Origin of the sequence: Roseateles paludis (genome assembly GCF_039872745.1) — a bacterium.
Taxonomy (GTDB): domain Bacteria; phylum Pseudomonadota; class Gammaproteobacteria; order Burkholderiales; family Burkholderiaceae_C; genus Pelomonas; species Pelomonas paludis.
The window spans coordinates 60036-80270 of the sequence record NZ_JBDPZD010000009.1 but is presented as its reverse complement, the minus strand read 5'-3'; the positions used below and the strand labels follow the sequence as shown (position 1 = coordinate 80270).

The window sequence follows — 20235 nt, the reverse complement described above, 5'->3', positions numbered from 1 at the left end:
CCGATGATAGTGCGGACTCCCGTGTGAAAGTAGGTCATCGTCAGGCTATTTACTCCGCTACGCCCCTCTCCTGGTTCCAGGTGAGGGGCGTTTGCTTTTGGGCGCGGAGATTTGCCCCGAATCTTCTTGCCCGATTTTTCACCCGACTCGACGGTTTAAATCAAAGCTTTGACCCGGGCGCGGTCTCCACCCAGAATCACGAGTCCACATGGGGAGTTGCTCATGGAGCGCTTTGATTACGCAACCGCCTTTTCCCGCAATATCGGCTGGGTGACGCGGAGCGAGCAGGACGTGCTGCGAGGTGCCCGCGTTGCCATTGCTGGCTTGGGCGGTGTTGGCGGGGCCCATCTGCTGACGCTGGCTCGGTTGGGTGTAGGCCGCTTCCACATCGCGGACTTCGATGAGTTTGGGGTGCATAACTTCAACCGGCAGGTGGGGGCTTTCATGTCCACCGTCGGGCACCCGAAGTCTGAGGTCTTGTCCGCGTCGGCGTCGGACATCAATCCCGAGGCGGAGGTGGTGGCCTTTCCCGCCGGCGTCACGCCGGAGAACATCGATCGCTTCCTATCCGGCGTGGACGTCTATGTCGATGGGATCGATTTCTTCGCGATGTCGGCGCGGCGCATGCTGTTCAAGGCCTGTGCTGAGCGGGGCATTCCGGCGCTGACCGCCGCACCCTTGGGGATGGGCGTCGCCTTCCTGTACTTCAAGCCCGGCGGCATGAGCTTTGAGGACTACTTTCAGCTCGAGGGCGTGCCGGAAGATGAGCAGTACGCCCGCTTCATTGCCGGCCTGTCGCCACGCATGCTGCAACGCCCCTACCTGGCGGACGCCAGTGCCGTGAACTTTGCAGAGCGCCGTGGCCCGTCGACCATGATGGCCTGTGATCTCTGTGCCGGCGTGATGGGGACCGCGGTACTCAAGGTGCTGCTCAAGCGTGGGCCATTGAGGCCGGCTCCCTGGGTCATGCAGTTCGACGCCTATCGGCAGAAGCTCTCGTTCACCTGGCGCCCGGGTGGCAATGCCAACCCGATCCAGCGCCTGCTGCTGAAGTTCATCCGACCCATCCTGCAACGCGGCTAGCGCCTACGCGCTCAAGCCCCAGGCGACCTTAGTTCTCGCCGCAAGATCTTGCCGACATTGCTCTTCGGCAACTCGTCGCGGAACTCGATGTACTTCGGGCACTTGTAGGCCGTCAACTGCTGCGCGCAGTGACGCTGAAGGTCAGACTCATCCAGGGTCGGGTCGTCGCGCACGACGTAGAGCTTCACGGTCTCACCCGAGCGAGCGTCAGGCACGCCAATCGCCGCGCACTCCAGCACGCCGGGGTGCAGGTTGACGACCTGCTCGATCTCGGTCGGGTACACGTTGAAGCCCGACACCAGGATCATGTCCTTCTTGCGGTCCACGATGCGCACATAGCCGGCCGCGTCCATGATGCCGATGTCGCCGCTCTTGAAGAAGCCATCGGCATCCATCACCAGGGCCGTTTCGTCGGGGCGTTGCCAGTAGCCGGCCATCACCTGGGGGCCACGGATGCAGATCTCGCCCCGCTCGCCCATCGCAACCGGCCGCCCATCGTCGTCCCGGATCGAGATCTCGGTGCTGGGCACGGGCAGGCCGATGCTGCCATTGAACTCGCGCAGATCCAGCGGGTTGATGGTCGCCACGGGCGAGGTCTCGGAGAGGCCATAGCCCTCCACCACCGGGCAGCCGGTCACTTGCAGCCAACGTTCTGCGGTGGCCTGCTGCACCGCCATGCCGCCGCCGTTGGAGATGACCAATTCGCTGAAGTCCAACTGCCTGAACCGGGCATCATTGGCCAGGGCATTGAAGAGCGTGTTGACCGCCGGGAAGACGTTGATGCGGTGCCCGCGCAGGGCCTCCACCACGCTGCCCAGATCGCGCGGATTGGGGATCAGGATGTTCAGGAAGCCCAGGCGTGTGCCGAGCATGAAGCAGGCCGTCAGCGCGAAGATGTGATACAGCGGCAGCGCGCAGACGATGACGACCTGCTTGCCGGGTTCGAGCCGCTTGAGCATGGGCTGGAACCAGGCGTCTGACTGCAGGATGTTGGCCACGACATTGCGATGCAGCAGCGTGGCGCCCTTGGACACGCCCGTCGTCCCGCCGGTGTACTGCAGGAAGGCCACGTCGTCGCCATTGAGAACCGGCTCCCGCCAATGCAGGCAGGCACCTTCTTCCAGCATGGCGTTGAAGCGCAGCACCCGGCGCTCCGGGCCGGTGGGCAGCTTGTACTCGGGCACCGCGCCCTTGAGGTGGCGCAGCAGGAAGTTGACCAACTGCCCCTTCCACCACGGCAGCATGTCGCCCACCGACGCCAGCACCACGTGCTGCACGGGCGTCTCGTCGATGACCTCGGCCAGCGTGTGCGCAAAGTTCTCCAGCACGATGATGGCCTTGGCGCCGGAGTCCTTCAGCTGGTGCTCCAGCTCGCGCGCGGTGTAGAGCGGGTTCACGTTCACCACCACCATGCCGGCGCGCAGGATGCCGGCGATGGCCACCATGTACTGCAGCAGGTTGGGCATCATCACCGCCACCCGGTCGCCTCGGCTCAGGCCCTGCGCCTGCAGCCAGGCCGCCAGGTGCTGGGAGTGCCGATCCAGCGCCCCAAAGCTCATGCGCTGCCCCAGGCAGATCGCCGCATCGCGGTCGGCAAAGCGGCGGAATGATTCGCCCAGCAGCGCGACCAGGGACGGGTAGGCGCCCGCATCGATCTCGGCAGGCACGCCGGCCGGGTAGCTGCGCAGCCAAGGGCGCTGTGCGTCCAGCGGTGCAGCCGCGCCCGGCGCTGCTTGCACCGGTTCCAGTAGTTCACTCATGCGCAAAACTCCAAGGCATGCATGCGGCCATGCTGGCGCGGCATCGCTCCATGGCCTAGGGGAGTTGCCCTAGCGGCGGCGCCGTGGCGGCGGTCGAGGCCGGGTCAAACAGCGCCTGCACCAAGGCCTCCTCGCGCACTCGCACCGTGCTCAAGAACTCCGCTGCCCCGCGCATCGCCTTGAAGGTGTCGAATCCACATTCCAGGAAATGCTGCAAGTCAGCCAGCCCGGCCAGTTGCGCCGGCCCACGCATCATGCGCAGCGACTGTCGCAGCAGCGGCTTGCGGGTCAGCGCATCGAGCGCCGTGCCGACGGCGACGGTCAGGTCGATCTGTGCCTGCCGGCCCGGTGCATCACCGCATTGGCGCCATGCCTGCGCGTAGGCCAGTGCATCGATGGCTGGCACGGCCAACGCCCGGGCCAGCTGCGTGTCCAGCCGCTCCGACAGCGCGTGCAGCGCGGCCAGTTGCCGCACCGTGTCCACCACCTCGGCCGGGAACAGCCGCACCAGCGCCGGCACGATGCGCGCGAACTGCGCGTCCCGGGACCTGAAGTCCGCCGGCCCGTACAGCTCCTCCAGGAAGAAGCCCGCTGCCGCCGCATAGCGCGGCGTGGCCAGCAGATCGGCATAGCTGTGCCTGAAGCGAGCCTGCTGGTAGCGCTTCAGCGCCAGTACCCGCGACGCAAGTAGCGGGTCGCGGTCACGCGCGTGGCGCTCCGCCTCAACCGCCTGTAGGTCGTGCTGGATCAATTCGGCGGCGCGTGGGTCCATGCGGGTCAGCTGTCGAGGCTCGTTGGCCATCGATTGTCTGCGGCCGCGCGCTATCGCCCTGCCTACACTCGCCCGCATGAACGCCGCCTGGCAACGCCTCTGGAGCCTGCTACGCCTCGGGGGCGCCATCGCACTCCTCGCCCGTGGCGAGCCGGCCTGGGCTGTTGCCCTGCTGCTGATCACGCCGCTGGGCTTGCTCCTGCTCTTCCTCACACTCGCGCCGCCCGGCCCCACGCAGCGGCAGGCCAGCCTGGCGCAACGGCTGCGCGCCTGGGCCAAAGAGTGCGTCGTCAACGAGCGCGTGTTTGGCCTGGACCAACCCTGGCGCGCCGGTGACCAAGCCCCAGCCTTGGCCGTCAGCGCCCGCGGCGACAAGGGCGTGCTGCTGCTGCACGGCTTTTGCTGCAACCGGGGCCTGTGGCGCCCCTGGGTCGCCCGGCTGCAAGCTGCGGGCGTCCCCGTCATGGCGCTCACGCTGGAGCCCGCCTTCGGCAGCATCGACGCCTATGCCGACCCCATTGACGCCGCCGTGCGCCAGCTGCACGCTGCTACCGGCCACATGCCCGTCATCGTGGCCCACAGCATGGGCGGCCTTGCGGCACGCGCTTGGTGGCGCGCCCACGGCGCTCGCCACACGCAGGCGCCCCGGCTCATCAGCCTGGGCACGCCTCATCTCGGCACCCGCATCGCCACCTTGTCGCCCGCCACCAATGCGCGGCAAATGCGCTGCGGGTCAAGCTGGCTCGCGCAACTGCCGCCCATGCCCGATGTGGACTGCCTCTGGTCGCCGTGTGACCAGATCGTCCAGCCCGCCGGCAACGCCTGCCAGCCCGGGGCGCGGCTGCACCGCGTGGATGCCACCGGGCACCTGGCCCTGATCGACACGCCCGAGGCCTGGGCGTTGTTGCAGCGCGCCCTGCTCAGCGATCCTCAGCTGAGCGACGCGTGAGCCCGCTCCAGCACCGCTGCCGACGCCGCTAGCGCCGCTCGCTCCAGCTCATCCATCTCGGGCTCCAGCACCTCCAGCGCGCCGCCCGCGCCAATCAGGCTGGGCAGTGACAGCGCCACCCCCTGCAGCCCGCAGGCGCCGGTCTGCACCCGGCTCACCGCCAGGATGCTGCGCTCGTCCAGCAGCAGGGCGCGCAGCACGCGCGTGGTGACGAGGCCGATGGCGTGGTTGGTGGCGCCCTTGCGCTGGATGACCTCGTAGGCAGCGCGGCGCATCTGCTGCGCCAGGGCGGGTTCAAAGGCCGCATCCCATTGCGCCAGCGCGCGCAGCGGCCGCCCGCCCAGGCGCGCGCCTGACCACACCGGCACCGACGAATCCCCATGCTCCCCCAGCACCTGGATGTGCAGCGAGCCCGGCGCCACCCGCAACTGCCGGCCCACGATCTGCCGCAGCCGGGCGGTGTCGAGCAGCGTGCCCGTGCCGATCACGCGCTCGGGCGGCAGGCCGCTGGCGGCCTGGAGCACGCGGGTCAGCACGTCCACCGGGTTGCTCACCATCACCACCACGCCGCCAAAGCCGCGCAGCATCTGGCCGACCTCGGTGGCCATGCGGGCGTTGTCGCGCAGCAGGTCCAGCCGGCTCTCGCCCGGGCGCCCGTTGCGCCCGGCGGCCACTACCACCACATCGGCCTCGCGCATCTGCGCCAGCGGCACGGCGGCCACCTCGCAGGCCGGGTAGAAGGCCGCGCCGTGCGCCAGGTCCATGGCCTCGCCCTCGGCCACCTCGGCCCGCAGGTCATGCAGCCACAGGCGCTGGGCAATGCCCGCGTGCAGGGTCGAGATGGCCACGCTGGTGCCCACCCAGCCCGTGCCGATGATGCCGACGGTTTCCTTGTCCATGCTCGCCCCTTCTCCTGGTTCATTGGCGCCACGTGGCGCCCATTCATCGCTTCAGCCACGCCGCGCGCGGCCGCTGGGCGCAAGAATGCCAGCAAACCACGCCACCACCCGGCACACCCATCATGCACGCCACTCCTGAACCCGCCTTGCAAGTCCAAGGCCTGCGCAAGGCCTACGGCAGCCGCACCGCCGTCGAGTCCGTCAGCTTCCAGGTGCAGCCCGGCCAGGTGCTCGGGCTGTTGGGGCCTAACGGCGCCGGCAAGTCCACCACCGTGGGCATGATCTGCGGGCTGACCACGCCGGACGCGGGCGAGATCCGGCTCCGTGGCGGGCTCAGCCTGGCGAGCGACGAGCGTGGCTACAAGCAGCGCCTCGGCCTCGTGCCGCAAGACCTGGCGCTTTACGAGGAACTGCCCGCCCGCACCAATGTCCAGCTCTTTGGCTCGCTCTACGGCATCACCGGCGCCGAGCTGCACAAGCGCTGCGAACAGGTGATGGCCCTGGTGGGCCTGTCAGACCGCGCGGGCGACAAGCCCAGCACCTTCTCTGGCGGCATGAAGCGGCGGCTGCACATCGCCTGCGCGCTGGTGCATGACCCCGAGGTCATCTTGCTCGACGAACCCACCGCCGGCGTGGACCCGCAAAGCCGCAACGCCATCTTTGACAACCTGGAGCAGCTCAAGGCCGCCGGCAAGGCTTTGATCTACACCACCCACTACATGGAAGAGGCCGAGCGCCTGGCCGACCACGTCGTCATCGTCGACCACGGCCGCGTGGTGGCCAGCGGCACTCAGGCCGAGCTCTATGCCGCCCATGCCGGCGAGCCGCAGCTCAGCGTGCAGTTCCAGGCCGCCCCCGAGGCCGCTGCCTTGCACGGCCTGCCCGGCGTGCTGCGCCACACGCTGGACGCCAGCAGCGCCGAGTTCACCCTGCACCACCTCGATGCCAGCGCGGCGCTGCTGGCGGCCCTGGCCGAGCGTGGCCTGCACGTGCGCAGCCTGGCATCCAGCCAGCCTTCGCTGGAAGACGTCTTCCTGGCCCTGACCGGCCGCCAACTCCGCGACTGACCCAGGAGCCGCCATGAACGCCGCCGCTTTCTTCTCACTGCTGCGCGCCGAGCTGCGCCTCTTCCTGGCCAACCGCAAGGCCATGGTGATGAGCATCGTCGCCCCCATCCTCATCGCCGCCTTCTTTGGCAGCCTCTTTGGCGGCACCGGGCAAAGCAAGCCCGCCGCCATCCCCATCGGCGTGGTGGACCTGGACCAGAGCCCGCTCTCCGCCGCCGTCGTCAAGGCCCTGCAGGCGGATGGCTCGCTCAAGGTCAGCAGCCTGCCCGAGGCCGACGCCATCGCCCAGGTGCGCGCCGGCAAGCTGCGCGTGGCGGCCGTGTTGCCGGCCGGCCTCGGCCAGCAGGCCGGCACTGCGCTCTTTGGCGCCGGCCGCAAGCCCGAGATCCAGCTCCACTACGACCCCTCCCAGGCCATGACGCTGTCCATCGTGCGCGGCCTGCTCGCCCAGTCGCTGATGCAGGAGGTCAGCCGCAGCAGCTTCAGCGGCCAGAGCACCGCCATGCGCGACATGGCCGCCCAGGCCCGTGCGTCCACCGGCATGCAGCCCGAGCGGCGTGATGAGCTGGTGCGGATGTTCGAGTCCATCGACCGCGTGCAGCAATCGCAAGCCGCCGACGCCGCGAGCAGCCCCGCGGCCTCTACCGGCGGCGGTCTCTCCGTCCCCTACACCACCCGCGAGATCGAGGCCGTTGAGCCCAGCAGCGACAAGGCGCCCGTCGCCTACAACGGCTATGCCCACAGCTTTGCCGGCATGGGCGTGCAGTTCCTGCTGATGCTGGGCGTGGACATGGCCGTGGGCCTGCTCGTCATGCGCCGCCTCGGGCTCTGGAAGCGCCTGCGCGCCGCGCCGCTCTCGCGCGGCACCTTGCTCGGCAGCCGTGTCGCCGCCACCGCGCTGATCTGCTTTGGCGTGTTCAGCGTCATTTGGCTCGTCGCCATCGCCGCCTTTGGTGTGCGCGTGCACGGCAGCCTGCTCGGCATGGCCTGCATCCTGGCCGCCTTTGCTTTGATGACGGCCGCCTTCGGCCTCTTCATCGCCGCGCTCGGGGGCAGCCCCGAGGCCACGCGTGGCCTCGCCATCCTGGCCACGCTCTTGATGGTGATGCTGGGCGGCGCCTGGGTCCCGAGCTTCCTCTTCCCCGAGTGGCTGCAGCAGCTCACGCTCGCCATCCCCACCCGCTGGGCGGTGGACGGCCTCGACGCCATGACCTGGCGCGGCCAGGGCTTTGCCGATGCCCTCGCGCCCACCGGCGTGTTGCTCGGCTTTGCGCTTGCGTTTGGGCTGCTGGCGCTGTGGCGCTTCAAGTGGGAAGAGTGAGCTTGCGTCGATGCACTGGCGCAGCCCCAGCGGCCGCGCCATCATCCAGCCCATGAACGCACCGCTGCACTTCTACTTCGACTTCTCCTCCCCCTACAGCTATCTCGCCACCGCCTGGGTGGACGAGGTTGCTGCCCGCCATGGGCGCCAGGTGCAGTGGCACGCCATCTTGCTCGGCGCCATCTTCCAAACCATTGGCAGCCGGCCCCTGGTTGACCAGCCCGGCAAGGGCGACTACTCGCGGCGCGACTTCGCCCGCTCTGCCGCCATGGCCGGCCTGCCCTTTGCCGAGCCCGCGCACTTCCCCATCTCCACGCACTTGGCGGCGCGCGTCTTCTGGTGGCTGCACGGGCAAGACCCGGCCCGCGCCAAGGCCTGGGCGCGCGCCGCCTATGCGGCCTACTTTGCCCATGGGCTCGACCTGTCTGACCCCGACGCGCTGCGCCAGGTCTGCACCCAAGCCGGCCTCGATGCCACCGCCGCCGAGGTCGCCTGGGGCGACCCGCTGCTCAAGGCCCAGCTCAAGGCCGAGAACGACGCCGCCCTCGCCGCGGGCGTCTTCGGTGCGCCCTATCTGGTGATCGACGGCGAGCCCTTCTGGGGCAATGACCGGCGCGACCAGGTCGAGTGGTGGCTCGGCGGCGCGGGGCCGCAATCCATGGCCAGCCGCTGATCGCGCAGCACTCTCCCCTCACTCACCATGTTCGTTGCACTGACGGCGTTCTGCCTGCTCTTCCTGGCTGGTTCCCTGGCTTACTTCGGCCGGAAGCGCCCCGGCTACAGCCACATCGTCTACACCATCAGCGAGCTGGCCGAGGCCGGCTCGCCGTTCGAGAAGGCCGTCTCTTTGGGCGTCTTCCTGCCCCTGGGCCTGTGCATGGCCGGCATGGCCTGGTGGCTGCGCGCCAACGAGCCGGCCTTTCTGTTCACCAGCTCGCTGGCCGTGGGTTACGTGGGTGCCGCTTTCTTCCCCGTTGACCCCGACGCCCCCATGTTCGGCACGGCGCGCACCGCCGTCCACAACATCAGCGCCGGGGCCAGCTATGTGCTCGCCATAAACGCCTTTGAGCACCAGGCCCGCGAGCTCGGCTCGCCCTACGACCTCGCCAAGTTCCTCGTCATGGGCTTCCTCGTCTCGCTGTATGTGCCTGGGCTGCGCAACTTGCGCGGGCTGTTGCAGCGGGTGGTGGAGTTGGCGATCTTTGTGGGGTTGATGGTTTGTGTGGGGTGAGTTGGCTGGGTTGGCGCGCGTTTGCGGCTTGTGCGGCGGGTGGGTTGGCAAAGGCCCGCCCGGGCTGGCTGGGGCGCTCCAGTTGAGGCGGTCGCTGCGCGACTGCCCTGTGGTGCTCGGTTTGCGGGGCTCGCGCCGAACTTCCTTCGCTACGCTCCGGTCGAACAGGCGGCGCGAAGTCAGAGCTTGAAGTGCGCTGCGCGCACGCCCCGCAAACCTGCGCTCCTCGGCGCCTCAAAAGTCCGCGCCCCAGCCAGCCCGGGCGGGCCTTTGTGGGGGCGGTGGGTGTGTGCGGAGAGGTGCAAAGGTGCGGGGCTGCAATACGCAGACTGGCGAATTCGCGTCGAGGTGAGGCGCCCAAAGATTTAATGACGTGGATCTGGGCGGCGTGGCATTATTTGTCAGTCCTCTGCATTTGGCAGAGGGGCGATGAAAGTTAGGTCTGGAGATAAAAGTGACTGTTCCCGATTATTCAGGATATTGGACTGGCGCCATCGAGGGCACCAACTCCGGTGGCATTGCTTTCGAGATTTCTCAAGATGGTGAGCACGTCAGTGGATCGGCGAAACTATTCGAACCGAACCTTGGTCAGTATGAATATATTGCCAAAGGCACTGCGGGTGAATCGTTGTCACTTTACTTGACTCCAGGCCGGCAGTCGGGCGGCATCAATTTGGGCAACGTGCAAGTTGTGTGTTCGCTCAAAAATGCGGATGAGCTCATTGGGCGATGGAAGTCAGATATCCTGACGGAGGGTGTGCTAACAGCCAAGAGATTTAGCCGCGATGCGCTGGCAAACGAATTGCCAAAAGAGAACTCTGTATTCATTGTTCACGGGCATGATGAAGGCACCAAGCACTTGGTGGCCAGATTCCTTGAGAAGCTCGGTGTGACGCCAGTCATCCTTCAGGAGCAAATAAATAGAGGAATGACTGTAATAGAGAAATTTGAGGATTTTGCATCCAGAGCCGGATTTGCTGTTGTGCTAATGACGCCGGATGACTTCGGATACGCGGCGGGCAAGGAGGAGGAAAGGAAGTTTCGCCCCCGCCAAAATGTGATCCTGGAGCTAGGGTACTTCGTGGGACGCCTTGGGAGGGACAAGACAATCGTACTCGTTAAGGGAAATATAGATATGCCATCTGATGTGCTTGGATTGGTATACGAGCCAATAGATTCCGGAGAGGGTTGGAAGATCAGGGTCGCGAAGGAACTCAAGGCTGCAGGATTCAGTGTGAGCCTTGACAACGCGATATGAGGCCAAACAAATAATTCAAGCAGACCGCATCTAGCGGCCGCTGAAAGGTAACGTTGGAGCGCTATCCCGCCAACTCCCATCACCGCACACCGCAGCGACTGCCGTGAGCCAGTCGAGTAGTGGTTGAACAGAACCGGATCGCGCTCGTTCGCTGCAACCCGAAAATCCCCAGCACACCTCCCCCACAACCCACGCACCGCCCATGACCATCGAAACCGACGACGACATCGCCGCCCTCAAGCGCATTGGCCGCATCGTGTCCCTCGTCCTGCACGAGATGCTGGATGCCGCCAAGCCGGGCATGAGCACCCGCGAGCTGGACGCCTTGGGGGCTGAGCTGCTGGCCCGCCATGGCGCCCGCTCGGCGCCTCAGCTCACGTACAACTTCCCCGGCGCCACCTGCATCAGCATCAACGAAGAAGCTGCCCACGGCATCCCGGGGGACCGGGTCATCCGGGCGGGCGACGTGCTCAACGTCGATGTCTCGGCCGAGCTGGGCGGCTACTTTGCTGACACGGGCGGCACCCGCGTCGTGCCGCCGGGCAATGCCGTCAAGACGCGCCTGTGCCATGCCACGCGCCAGGCCCTGGCGGCCGCCATGCGGCAGGCCCGTGCGGGGCAGCCGATTCGGGGCATTGGTGCTGCCATCGAGCGCACGGCGCGCGCCTATGGCTTCAAGGTCATCGAGAACCTGGGCAGCCACGGTGTCGGCCGCGCGCTGCACGAGGCGCCCGAGCACATTGCCGGTTACGACGACCCGCATGACGAGCGGCTGCTGCACGAGGGCATGGTCATCACCATTGAGCCCTTCCTCTCGACCAAGAGCCGCATCGTGGAGGAGGCGTCTGACGGGTGGACCCTGGTGGGTGCGCCCGGCAACCTCTCGGCTCAGTACGAGCACACGATGATCATCACGAGGGGTGAGCCCATCGTGGTCACCCAACACTGAGGCAGCACTGAGCAAGCCGCGTGGCAGGCCCACGGCGGCGGCTGCTGTCCGATCAGAGGCTTGTTGGTGGGCTGGCCAGCTCGTCGGGCTGCCGTGCGCTGACTTCTCCGCTCGGTGCCGCACCGGTGGTCGCCTCGGGCGCCGCGCCGTCCCACGCATCCCACCCCGGCCCGAAGGTTTCGACCGGGTGCTGGGTGCGCTCGGAGCCATTGCCGCACAGCATCGCGTCGGACGCGCAGTAGCGGTCGCAGCCCCAGCAGTTGCGCTCGGGGTGCGAGGGGTTGATGGGGAAGCGTTTGGCCATGGCGTGCGATGGAGTGCCGGCAGTGTGGGGCGCGGGTCCGGCCGGCGGCTTGTTCCAGATCAACCCCAGGCGTGGCGGGCCAGCCCCTGCGCGGGGCAGGCCTTTGGACCCATGACCAAGGGCTGCCCGGGCGGCGGCGCAGATACTCGTCGGCCACCTTTCACCAACACCCACCAGCCTTGCTCACCATGAACCTGCTCACCTCCCGCCGCACCCTGCCGCTGTTGACGGCGGCCTTGATGTCCACCCTGGCGTTGCCCGCGCTCGCGCAGCCGGCCGATGCGAGCCTGGTGCCCGCGCTGCAAGCGGCCGTGGCCAGCGGCCACCGCACGGTGGCGAACGTGGCGCGCGACGGCTGGCGGCACCCGGTGGAGACGCTGGCCTTCTTCGGCGTCAAGCCGACGGACACGGTGGTGGAGCTGTCCCCCGGCGGCGGCTGGTACACCGAGATCCTGGCGCCCTATCTGCGCGATCGAGGGCAGTTCATCGCGGCGGGGGACGACCCCGCCTCCAGCAACAACTACGCGCGCCAGGGCGGGCTGCGCTTCCGCGCCAAGCTGGACGCAACCCCGGGCGTCTACGGCAAGGTCAAGACCACGGTGTTCGACGTGGGCGGCGGCAAGCTGGACATCGCGGCGCCGGGCTCGGCCGACGTGGTGCTGACCTTCCGCAACGTGCACAACTGGATGGCCCAGGGCAAGGCTGAGAGCGTGTTTGCCGCCGCCTTCACGGCGCTCAAGCCGGGTGGTGTGTTCGGCGTGGTGGAGCACCGCAAGCCGGTGGCCCAAGCCTTCGACCCCAAGGCCGCCAGCGGCTATGTGCACGAGGCCCATGTGATCAAGCTGGCTGAGGCCGCCGGCTTCAAGCTCGCGGGCCGCAGCGAGGTGAACGCCAACCCCAAGGACCCAGCCGATCACGCCGGTGGCGTGTGGAGCCTGCCGCCCGTGCTGGGCCAGGGCGACAAGGACCGTGAGCGTTATCTCGCGATTGGCGAGAGCGACCGGATGACGCTGCGCTTTGTGAAGCCTTGATCAGGCCCTGATCACGCGCGGCCGGAGCGCCGACTGCGTGGCTGGAGCTTGTCCAGCTCGGCAAACTTCTGCTTGAGCAGCATCAGCAGGGTTCGGGCGTCTTCGTCAGACAGGCGCAGGCAGGTGCTGGGGCTGCCGGTCTCTTCGTCGCTGGTCTTGCGGGCCAGCACCAGGGCGTCCATGCGCAGCTCCATGGCGCCCTTGTCGTGGCGCAGGGACTTCAGGCGTTGCACTTCGATGTCAAAGGGTTTCATGCCGGGCTGGGGTCGCGGGGTGGGGGGGGGTGATTGTCTCGCTACGATCATCGGCATGACCCAGCCCCCCAAGCAAGTCTTCATCGGCCCCGGCCGCCTGGCGCAAGCGCTGGCACCGGCGATGGCCGAGGCGGGCTGGCCCCTTGTGGCCGTTGGCGCGCGTGAGGGATCGCGGGCGGCGGCGCTGGTTGGGCAGGTGCCGGGGGTGGCGGTGCGTTCTCCCGCACAAGCGGTGGCCGAGGCACCAGACGGCGCCTGGGTGTGGCTCTGTGTGCCCGACGGGCAGTTGTCCGAGGTGGCCGAGACCTTGCCCTGGCGACCCGGGCTTGTGGCCTTGCACGGCGCCGGGGCCACGGGCCTGGAGGTGCTGGCGCCCGCGCAGGCCGCTGGGGCCGAGGTGGCGGGCTTTCATCCGCTGCAGTTGCTGGCTGGTGGCCGGGCGGTGCTGGCGGGCTGCGGTGCGGGCATCGAGGCCTCGTCAACGCCGCTGCTGGCGCAGCTGGACGCCCTGGCGCGTGACCTCGGCATGGTGCCCTTGCGGCTGAAGCCGGAGACGCGGCGGCTCTATCACGCGGGGGCCAACCTGGCGGCCAGCGGTGTGCTGGCGGTGTTGGCTGAGGCGCTGCAGGCCTGGCAACTCGCGGGCCTGGAGGTGGATGACGCTTTGCCCCTGCTGCTGCCGCTCACGCAGGGCGCGCTGGCAGCAGCCACGAGCCGTGGCTTGGCCGGCGCGGTGGCGGGGCCGGTGCCTCGGGGCGATGTTGGGGTGCTGGCGGCGCAGTTGCAGGCGCTGGCGGCATCCCCTCAGGGTGCGGGCCTGTACGCTGAACTGGCACGGCGCCAGTTGGCTCTCGCCGAGCAAGCTGGCCGCTTGAACGACGCGCAAGCGCAGGCCATCAAGGCCGCGCTTTCTCCCTACATCGGCTTGAAGCGCGACTGAAAACTCTGGCTCACCGGCAGCCGCGTGTCGCTGCCCTTGAGCAGCACCTCCATGCCGGTCAGCTGGCGCTCCACGCGGGCGACGTGCGCAAGGTTGACGACCACGGCGCGGTGGATTTGCCAGAACTGCTCGGCGTCGAGCTGGGCGAGCAGCTCGCGCAGCGAGAGCCGCAGCAGGAACTCGCCCTCGCGCGTGACGGCGCAGGTGTATTTGTTGTCGCTGCGGAAGTGGCTGACGTCGGCCACCATGATGAGGTGCAGGCGCTCGCCCTGCGAGGCCTGCAGCCAGCGCAGCGGCCCGGCAGCCGGTGCCGGGGGTGCAGCCATCTGCGGCGGTGCCCATTGCTGCAGCCAGCGGGTCACCTCGGCGGGCGGCCATTGCAGGCGCTGCTGCAGGCGCTGCACGGTGTCGCGCAGGCGTTCGTCCGACAGAGGCTTCAGCAGGTAGTCGATGGCGCCTTGCTCGAAGGCCGTGACGGCATGCGCGTCGTAGGCGGTGACGAAGACGATCTGCGCCAGGCCCCGGATGCGGCGCGCGAGCGAGAGGCCATCGAGCCCGGGCAGGCGGATGTCCACAAACACGATGTCGGGCCGCAGGTCCAGCGCCAGGGCCAGGCCCTGCTCGCCGTCTTCGGCCTCGGCCACGATCTGCAGTTCGGGCCAGAGCGCAGCCAGGCCCTCGCGCAGGCGTTGGCGGGGCAGGGCTTCGTCTTCGATCAGCAGGGCGGTGGCGGGTTTCATGCGGCGGGAGCGTAGGTCAGTCGGATGCTGGCGAGCACGCCGCCGCCGTCCTGCTGCTGGATGCTCAAGTGTGCCGCCGGGCCGTAGAGGCTGGCGAGGCGGTCACGCACATTGGCCAGGCCCAATCCTTGGCCTGGTGAGGGGCTGGGCGACTGCAGGCCGGCGCCGGTGTCGGCGACGTCGATGCAGAGCTGCGCGCCCTCATGCCGCGCCAGCAGGCGGATCTGCCCGCCCTGGGGCAGGGGCTCGATGCCATGGCGGATGGCGTTCTCCACCAGGGTCAGCAGCATCAGTGGCGGCAGCGGGTGGGCGGCGCAGTCGGGCGCGGCCCGCACCTCGAAGCGCAGGCGGGGCCCAAGGCGCGTGGCCATCACGGTGAGGTAGGCGCGGGCGAGGGCGAACTCCCGCTCCACCGTGGACAGCGGCTCGCGCAGCGAGGGCAGGGCCAGGCGCAGGTAGTCGTGCAGCTCGCCCACAAAGCGCTCGGCCAGGGCAGGCTCCACGCGGATGAGCTGCTGCAGGCTGGCCAGCGAGTTGAAGAGGAAGTGCGGCTCCACCTGGGCCTGCAGGGCCTTGAGCTCGGCCACGCTGACCTGGCGCGACAAATCGGCCAGCGCCGCCTGCTGCTCGGCCTGGCCCACGCGCAGTTGCAGCGCCTGCTCCTCGCGCCAGCGCCACCAGCGCAGCGGCAGGTGTATCAGCAGCGCAAAACCCCAGGCCGGCAGCGCCAGGCGGGCGACCTCCCAGGCCTGGTCCCACGGCACGCCGCGCGGGCCGGGCACCAGCCACAGGCCGATCAGTGCGCCCGCCAGCGCCGCCACCGGCACAGCCAGCGGCCACCAGCGCATGCGCAGCACGCAGGCGGCGGCGCTGTAGGCCAGCCAGAGCTGGGCGGCCAGCACCAGGCCCCGGGCATGGGGCAGCTGCGTGCGCAGCGCCCACCAGCCCAGCCAGAAAAGCACGCTGGGGTCGATGGCGGGCCGAAGCCAGTCGGCCAGGGAGCGCAGGCGAGTGGGCATGGCTCAGTCGAGTTGGGCGTTGGCCAGGGCTTGTGGCGGGAACTTGGCCATCATCTGCTGGGTTTGCTCCATGTTCTTGCGGGCCCCCTCCCAGTCGATGCCGATGGGGGTGGTGGTCACCGGCACTTCGGGGCCAACGACGTCGAAGCTCAGCTTGCGCATCCAAACCTCGCCTTGGCCGACGAGGGCCATGCCCATCCAGACAGAGGGGGCCTGCTTGGGTACGTCCATCACAACGCTCACTGGCTGCCAATCGTTGCCAGGGGTCACGGCGGCCCCCGGGGGCAGATGCTGCTCGACACCCGGCGCACCCTGGGCCGCGCGGATGACCATATTGGCGCTTTTGGCGGTCATGTACAGGCCCGCCCAGCGGGATGCGCCAGCTGCGCGCACCTCGGCCGAGAAGCGAACGCGCTGCCCGCCGTAACCCGAGGCCTGTTGCCAGACGTCGCCGACATCGACTGGCACGGCGGGGACCTGGTCGGTGCGCGTCAGGCGCAGGTGCAAGGTCGGCACGCCACTGGCGTCGGAAGCGGGGTCGATACCGACTTCGTGCTTGGGACCAACACCGGGCCCTTGCATACGGTGAACGATGGTTTCGACATGCCAGTCGTCGGGCATGCGGGGCGCGGCTGCGCTGACGCTGAGCACCAGGGCGGCGAGCGGAACGAGGAAGAGGGCGCGGTAGTCCATGAGGAGGCTCCTGATGCGTGAGTGCTTAGTGCAAGCCCAGGTTCTTGGGCGGCTTGGGCGTGTTGGTGTCGGCGGCGCTCTTCTGGGCAATCTCGGCGCGCACCTTGGCGGTGGCCTCAGCGGCAAAGCGATGGGTGCTCAGCGGCACCTCGGGGCCAACGACTTCCAACTTGAAGCCGCGCGCCCAGACCTGGCCGTTGCCGAGCAAGGCCAGGCCCAACGTGGCCGCACCCCAGCCACCGGCGGGGATGTCGGCCACCACGCTGACCTCGCACCAGTCGGGGCAGCCGGCGCTACCAGCATTGGCCGCAGGTTCAGGCTCACTGATGTCTATCGGCAGCAGGTTGAGGGGCAAATAGCCGTCGCGCACCACCAGACCCGCCCAGGTGTCGATGCCCTCGGTCTTGACCTGGGCCGAGAAGCGCACGCGCTTGCCGCTGTAGCCGTTGACGCTTTGCCAGAGGGCGCCCAGTTCGCTGCCTTGCCGCTTGCCGACCGATTTGACGGTGAGCACGCGCTGCCCCGGGGTGTCCGCCTCGGGCGCCACGCCCGTCAGGTAGGTCGTGCTGGCGGGCCAGGTGAAGCTTGCCCCCGCCTGCCAGCCCTGCGGCACGCGGTAGCTCTCGGCGCTGCTGGCCCCCAGGGCCAGGGCGGCGAGGGGGACGACAAAGAGACTGCGGTAGTCCATCGAAGGGGCCTTCAAGAAGTGATGACGGGGCGGAGCCTAGGCAAGCGCCTCGCCCGGCGCGGGGCCAATGCGACCAGAGCGGCTGGGCGGCGACGAGCGCCCCGAAATCTGGCCCGGCAGTCTGCCGGAGGCGACGCCGGCCGCTGGATTGCCGTCAAAAACCGTGCATTCGGCCTCAGTTGGGCGGCCTGGCCGAGATCGACGCCAAAAGGGGCACACCTAAGATCGATTGGCCTGAGCAGTTGCCCTGGAGTCACCACGCATGTCCGACGCATCCATCCAATCATCCCTGCAGTCTGTGGACGCACAGGTGCATGAGGAGCTGCACGGCATCGCGGCGGAGCTGCCCGAGGCGCGTGAGAAGCTGACCTACGTCCGCAGCATGACCGAGAAGGCCGCCACCAAGGTGCTGGACCTGGTCGAGAAGGCGCAGAACGACGCTGAGTCCGTGCGCAAAAAGGGCATGGAGTTGTCCGACGCCATCAGCCGCCTGGCGCTCTCGAACGAGTTCACGCTGGACCGTGCCCGCGCCGTGATGAAGCTGTGCGCGGCCTACGCGTCCGATGCGGCCAGCTTTGCCGCGCGCGAGAAGTCCCTGCACACCGAGATCATGATGTCGCAGGACTTTCAGGACCTGTCGGGCCAGGTGATCAACAAGGTCATGAAGATGCTGGAGCGGATGGAAAAGCCGCTCCACCACGTGCTGGGGGACCAGCCCAAGCCCGGTGCTGCCACTGCCACGCCCGAGGAACTGGCCGGCGTGCAGACGCCCGACAAGGCCCTGCAGCAAGACGACGTGGACGACCTGCTGTCGTCGCTCGGCTTTTAGGCGCCTTGATCACCAACTGAGCGGATTGAGCCGGTAGTAGCCGGACAGCACCCGGTAGAGCGCCGGGTGGTAGGCGGCAAGCGCCGTCGGTTGCTCGAAGAACAGCTCGCTCACCACCGCAAAAAATTCCGCCGGGTTGGTGGCCGCATAGGGGTCGATGAGGCCCGGCTCGCCGCGCGCCAGGCGCTGCTGCAGGCGGTCAAACTCGGTCTGCATCACGCGCGACCACTCGGCGTATTCGGCGCGGCTGGCCAGTTGCGGCGCGCCGTTGGCGGGGCCACCGGCCTGGTCCAGCTGGTGGGCAAACTCGTGGATCACGACGTTGTGGCCGTCACCCGGCTGCACGGCATTGCGCAGCACTTCGTCCCAGGCCAGCAGCACCTGGCCTTGCGACCAGCTCTCGCCGGCCAGCACGCGTGGGCCTTCGTGCACCAGGCCGCCGGCGGTGGGCTCGGCGCGCTCCACCACAAAGCTGCTGGGGTAGAGCAGCACCTGGCGCAGCTCGGGGTAGACGCCGCGCGCCGCGCCCAGCAAGGGCAGGCAGGCCAGCGCGGCAATGGTGATGCGCATCTCGTCCGTCACGACGAGGCCGCGGCAGCCAATGATGGGCTTTTCGGCCAGGAAGACCTGCATCAGGCCCTTGAGCCGCAGTTGCAGGTCAGCTGGCAGGCGCGTGAACAGCGGCACCTGGCGGCGCAGCAAGTGGCGCCATTGGGCGGGGAAGGGTTGGCGCGCCAGGTGCAGGCGCTGGCGGTGCCGCCTCCAGGGCGCGCTGGCCAGCCACCAAGCGCCGGCGCCGGTGGCCAGCAGCACGGCCACCGCGATGAGGATTTGCGTCATGCCCTGCCACGTGGGGCCTGCATTCGGCGTTTGCAAGGCCGCACGGTAGTTCTCCCAGGGGCTTGGCGTACGCTCCGCGCCCATGTCTGAAGCAAGCGCCGCAGCAACCACGCTCAAGCCCTGGCAGGTGCTGCTGGGCGGCATTTGCTCGCTCGTCCTGACGGTGGGCCTGGCGCGCTTTGCCTACACGCCGCTGCTGCCGCAGATGCATGCGCAAGCGGGGCTGGGGCTGGCCGATGGCGGCTTGCTGGCGGCCATCAACTACGCCGGCTATATGAGTGGCGCGCTGCTCGTGGCCTGGATCGAATCGCCGCACTGGCGGCGCAGGCTTTACCTGATCGGCCTGCCGCTCAGCCTCGTCATCACGGCGCTGATGGCGCTGGGCGATGGCTTCTGGCTCTGGGCTGTGTCGCGCTACTTCGGCGGGCTTTGCGGGGCGGGCGGCATGTTGCTGGGCTCGGGCCTGGTGCAGGGCTGGCTGCTGCGCCACGGCCACCGGCCCGAGCTGGGCGTGCACTTCATGGGCCTGGGGCTGGGGGTGGCGGTGTCGGCGCTGGGGGCCATGGGCATGCAGCGCGGCTTGCAGCTCGATTGGGCCGGGCAGTGGTGGGGCTTTGCAGTGCTGGGCCTGGCTTTCTTGCTGCCGGCTTGGGCTTGGCGCCCGCCGGTGCCGCCGCCGGTGGTGGCCCGCGCCATCGAGGCGCCGCCGCGCCGCTGGATGTGGCTGATGCAGGCGGCGTACTTTTGTGCCGGCTGGGGCTTTGTGATCAATGCGACCTTCACCGTCGCCATCGTCGAGAAGCAGCCGCTGCTGGCCGGCCAGGGGCCGTGGGCCTGGCTGCTGGTGGGCGTGGCCGCCACGCCGGCGGTGTTTGTGTGGGACCGCGTCGCTCGCCGCCTGGGCGACGTGAACGCCCTGCTGCTGGCCTATGCGGTGCAGATCGTCGGCGTGCTGCTGCCCGCGCTCTCGGGCTCGCTGGCGGCGGCGCTGGCCGGCGCGTTTCTGTACGGCGCCACCTTCATCGGCATCGTCAGCCTGACGCTGGCCTTGGTGGGGCGGCGCTTCCCGGCCAACCCGGGCAAGGCCATGGCCAAGCTGACCCTGGGCTATGGCCTGGCGCAGATCACGGCCCCGGCCTTGAGTGGCCGCATGGTCGAGGCGAGTGGCAGCTTTGCCGGCGCGCTGTGGCTGACGGCCGGGGTGTTGCTGCTGGGCGTGGGCTGCCTGGCTGCGCTGCGGTCGGGGCGCTAGGCATCTGTCATCCGCCGATGGGCCTGGCGCGCTAAGGGCAGACGCCGCGCGATGACGCGGCGTGGAGTCTGCAATGAAGTCCCGCTTCCGCCTGTTCAGTCTTGCGCTGGCCAGCCTGGCCAGTCTGGCCTTGTCGGGCTGCGTGGTGGTGCCGCCGCGCCACTACGGCGGCCCGCCGCAGGCCTATGGCTCAGGGCCTGTGGTGGTGCAGCAACCGTATGCCGAAGTGGTACCGGCCATGCCGTTCGCCGGTGCCGTGTGGATTGCGGGGTCCTGGAGCTGGTCGGGTGGGCGCCGCTACTGGGTGCCCGGCCGCTGGGACCACCCGCGGCATGGCGGCTGGCACAGACACTGAG

General features: G+C 68.6%; 23 protein-coding genes. 13 read left to right on the top strand and 10 right to left on the bottom strand.

Features of this window, described 5'->3' with window-relative positions; translation table 11 throughout:
* Positions 1 to 222 precede the first annotated feature (222 nt).
* Positions 223 to 1083, top strand: coding sequence for a ThiF family adenylyltransferase (locus tag ABDJ85_RS19665; protein WP_347706507.1), 861 nt, complete (start codon positions 223 to 225; stop codon positions 1081 to 1083).
* Positions 1084 to 1094: 11 nt separating this feature from the next.
* Here the strand turns inward: ABDJ85_RS19665 and ABDJ85_RS19660 are convergent, their stop codons facing one another.
* Both ABDJ85_RS19660 and ABDJ85_RS19655 read right to left on the bottom strand, forming a co-directional pair.
* Positions 1095 to 2843, bottom strand: coding sequence for a long-chain-fatty-acid--CoA ligase (locus tag ABDJ85_RS19660; RefSeq protein ID WP_347706506.1), 1749 nt, complete (start codon positions 2841 to 2843; stop codon positions 1095 to 1097).
* A 55-nt stretch (positions 2844 to 2898) separates the two neighbouring features.
* Positions 2899 to 3615 (bottom strand): DUF8198 family protein, encoded by a 717-nt coding sequence (locus ABDJ85_RS19655; RefSeq protein ID WP_347706505.1) that lies wholly within the window; start codon positions 3613 to 3615, stop codon positions 2899 to 2901.
* A 76-nt stretch (positions 3616 to 3691) separates the two neighbouring features.
* Here ABDJ85_RS19655 and ABDJ85_RS19650 point away from each other — a divergent pair, with 76 nt between their 5' ends.
* Complete coding sequence (locus ABDJ85_RS19650; protein ID WP_347706504.1) at positions 3692 to 4564, top strand: esterase/lipase family protein; 873 nt, start codon at positions 3692 to 3694, stop codon at positions 4562 to 4564.
* Here ABDJ85_RS19650 and ABDJ85_RS19645 read toward each other — a convergent pair.
* On the bottom strand, positions 4546 to 5463 hold the full coding sequence (locus tag ABDJ85_RS19645; protein WP_347706503.1) for a lactate/malate family dehydrogenase: 918 nt from the start codon (positions 5461 to 5463) through the stop codon (positions 4546 to 4548). The genes ABDJ85_RS19650 and ABDJ85_RS19645 overlap by 19 nt on opposite strands.
* 122 nt (positions 5464 to 5585) lie before the next feature.
* On the opposite strand from ABDJ85_RS19645, the gene ABDJ85_RS19640 reads away from it, so the two are divergent.
* The 6 genes from ABDJ85_RS19640 (at position 5586) to map (ending at position 11289) form a co-directional block, all read left to right on the top strand.
* Positions 5586 to 6530, top strand: coding sequence for an ABC transporter ATP-binding protein (locus tag ABDJ85_RS19640; protein ID WP_347706502.1), 945 nt, complete (start codon positions 5586 to 5588; stop codon positions 6528 to 6530).
* A 13-nt stretch (positions 6531 to 6543) separates the two neighbouring features.
* Complete coding sequence (locus tag ABDJ85_RS19635; protein ID WP_347706501.1) at positions 6544 to 7851, top strand: ABC transporter permease; 1308 nt, start codon at positions 6544 to 6546, stop codon at positions 7849 to 7851.
* Between the two features lie 10 nt (positions 7852 to 7861).
* The gene (locus tag ABDJ85_RS19630; protein WP_347706500.1) at positions 7862 to 8524 is read left to right on the top strand and encodes a 2-hydroxychromene-2-carboxylate isomerase; all 663 of its coding nucleotides are present in this window, start codon (positions 7862 to 7864) and stop codon (positions 8522 to 8524) included.
* Positions 8525 to 8551: 27 nt separating this feature from the next.
* A complete protein-coding gene (locus ABDJ85_RS19625) occupies positions 8552 to 9082 on the top strand; it encodes a DUF998 domain-containing protein (RefSeq protein WP_347706499.1) in 531 nt (176 codons plus the stop codon).
* Positions 9083 to 9536: 454 nt separating this feature from the next.
* Entirely contained in the window at positions 9537 to 10340 is an 804-nt protein-coding gene (locus ABDJ85_RS19620) for a TIR domain-containing protein (RefSeq protein ID WP_347706498.1), read from the top strand.
* A gap of 202 nt (positions 10341 to 10542) precedes the next feature.
* Positions 10543 to 11289, top strand: coding sequence for a type I methionyl aminopeptidase (map, locus tag ABDJ85_RS19615; RefSeq protein WP_347706497.1), 747 nt, complete (start codon positions 10543 to 10545; stop codon positions 11287 to 11289).
* 52 nt (positions 11290 to 11341) lie between these two features.
* On the opposite strand, the gene ABDJ85_RS19610 is transcribed toward map, so the two are convergent.
* On the bottom strand, positions 11342 to 11593 hold the full coding sequence (locus ABDJ85_RS19610) for a DUF3079 domain-containing protein (protein WP_347706496.1): 252 nt from the start codon (positions 11591 to 11593) through the stop codon (positions 11342 to 11344).
* A gap of 188 nt (positions 11594 to 11781) precedes the next feature.
* Between ABDJ85_RS19610 and ABDJ85_RS19605 the strand changes: the two genes are divergently transcribed.
* A complete protein-coding gene (locus tag ABDJ85_RS19605) occupies positions 11782 to 12624 on the top strand; it encodes a class I SAM-dependent methyltransferase (protein ID WP_347706495.1) in 843 nt (280 codons plus the stop codon).
* A gap of 11 nt (positions 12625 to 12635) precedes the next feature.
* Here the strand turns inward: ABDJ85_RS19605 and ABDJ85_RS19600 are convergent, their stop codons facing one another.
* Positions 12636 to 12878, bottom strand: coding sequence for a hypothetical protein (locus ABDJ85_RS19600; protein ID WP_347706494.1), 243 nt, complete (start codon positions 12876 to 12878; stop codon positions 12636 to 12638).
* A gap of 55 nt (positions 12879 to 12933) precedes the next feature.
* On the opposite strand from ABDJ85_RS19600, the gene ABDJ85_RS19595 reads away from it, so the two are divergent.
* Positions 12934 to 13818, top strand: a complete 885-nt coding sequence (locus ABDJ85_RS19595; RefSeq protein ID WP_347706493.1) for a DUF2520 domain-containing protein — start codon at positions 12934 to 12936, stop codon at positions 13816 to 13818.
* Here the strand turns inward: ABDJ85_RS19595 and ABDJ85_RS19590 are convergent.
* The 4 genes from ABDJ85_RS19590 to ABDJ85_RS19575 are packed head-to-tail and all read right to left on the bottom strand — an operon-like array spanning position 13794 to position 16958.
* Positions 13794 to 14558: a LytR/AlgR family response regulator transcription factor gene (locus ABDJ85_RS19590; protein WP_347706492.1), complete on the bottom strand. Its 765-nt coding sequence runs from the start codon at positions 14556 to 14558 to the stop codon at positions 13794 to 13796. The two genes, ABDJ85_RS19595 and ABDJ85_RS19590, sit on opposite strands and share 25 nt — an antisense overlap.
* The gene (locus tag ABDJ85_RS19585) at positions 14555 to 15577 is read right to left on the bottom strand and encodes a sensor histidine kinase (protein WP_347706491.1); all 1023 of its coding nucleotides are present in this window, start codon (positions 15575 to 15577) and stop codon (positions 14555 to 14557) included. The genes ABDJ85_RS19590 and ABDJ85_RS19585 overlap by 4 nt, the downstream gene beginning before the upstream one ends.
* 3 nt (positions 15578 to 15580) lie before the next feature.
* Positions 15581 to 16270 (bottom strand): hypothetical protein, encoded by a 690-nt coding sequence (locus ABDJ85_RS19580; protein ID WP_347706490.1) that lies wholly within the window; start codon positions 16268 to 16270, stop codon positions 15581 to 15583.
* A 25-nt stretch (positions 16271 to 16295) separates the two neighbouring features.
* On the bottom strand, positions 16296 to 16958 hold the full coding sequence (locus tag ABDJ85_RS19575) for a hypothetical protein (RefSeq protein WP_347706489.1): 663 nt from the start codon (positions 16956 to 16958) through the stop codon (positions 16296 to 16298).
* 262 nt (positions 16959 to 17220) lie between these two features.
* Between ABDJ85_RS19575 and ABDJ85_RS19570 the strand changes: the two genes are divergently transcribed.
* The gene (locus ABDJ85_RS19570; RefSeq protein ID WP_347706488.1) at positions 17221 to 17787 is read left to right on the top strand and encodes a protein phosphatase CheZ; all 567 of its coding nucleotides are present in this window, start codon (positions 17221 to 17223) and stop codon (positions 17785 to 17787) included.
* A 9-nt stretch (positions 17788 to 17796) separates the two neighbouring features.
* On the opposite strand, the gene ABDJ85_RS19565 is transcribed toward ABDJ85_RS19570, so the two are convergent.
* Positions 17797 to 18627, bottom strand: a complete 831-nt coding sequence (locus tag ABDJ85_RS19565; RefSeq protein WP_347706487.1) for a M90 family metallopeptidase — start codon at positions 18625 to 18627, stop codon at positions 17797 to 17799.
* An 82-nt stretch (positions 18628 to 18709) separates the two neighbouring features.
* On the opposite strand from ABDJ85_RS19565, the gene ABDJ85_RS19560 reads away from it, so the two are divergent.
* Together ABDJ85_RS19560 and ABDJ85_RS19555 are read left to right on the top strand one after the other, a co-directional pair.
* Positions 18710 to 19879: a YbfB/YjiJ family MFS transporter gene (locus tag ABDJ85_RS19560; protein WP_347706486.1), complete on the top strand. Its 1170-nt coding sequence runs from the start codon at positions 18710 to 18712 to the stop codon at positions 19877 to 19879.
* Between the two features lie 73 nt (positions 19880 to 19952).
* The gene (locus ABDJ85_RS19555; protein WP_347706485.1) at positions 19953 to 20234 is read left to right on the top strand and encodes a hypothetical protein; all 282 of its coding nucleotides are present in this window, start codon (positions 19953 to 19955) and stop codon (positions 20232 to 20234) included.
* The last annotated feature ends 1 nt before the right edge of the window (position 20235 follow it).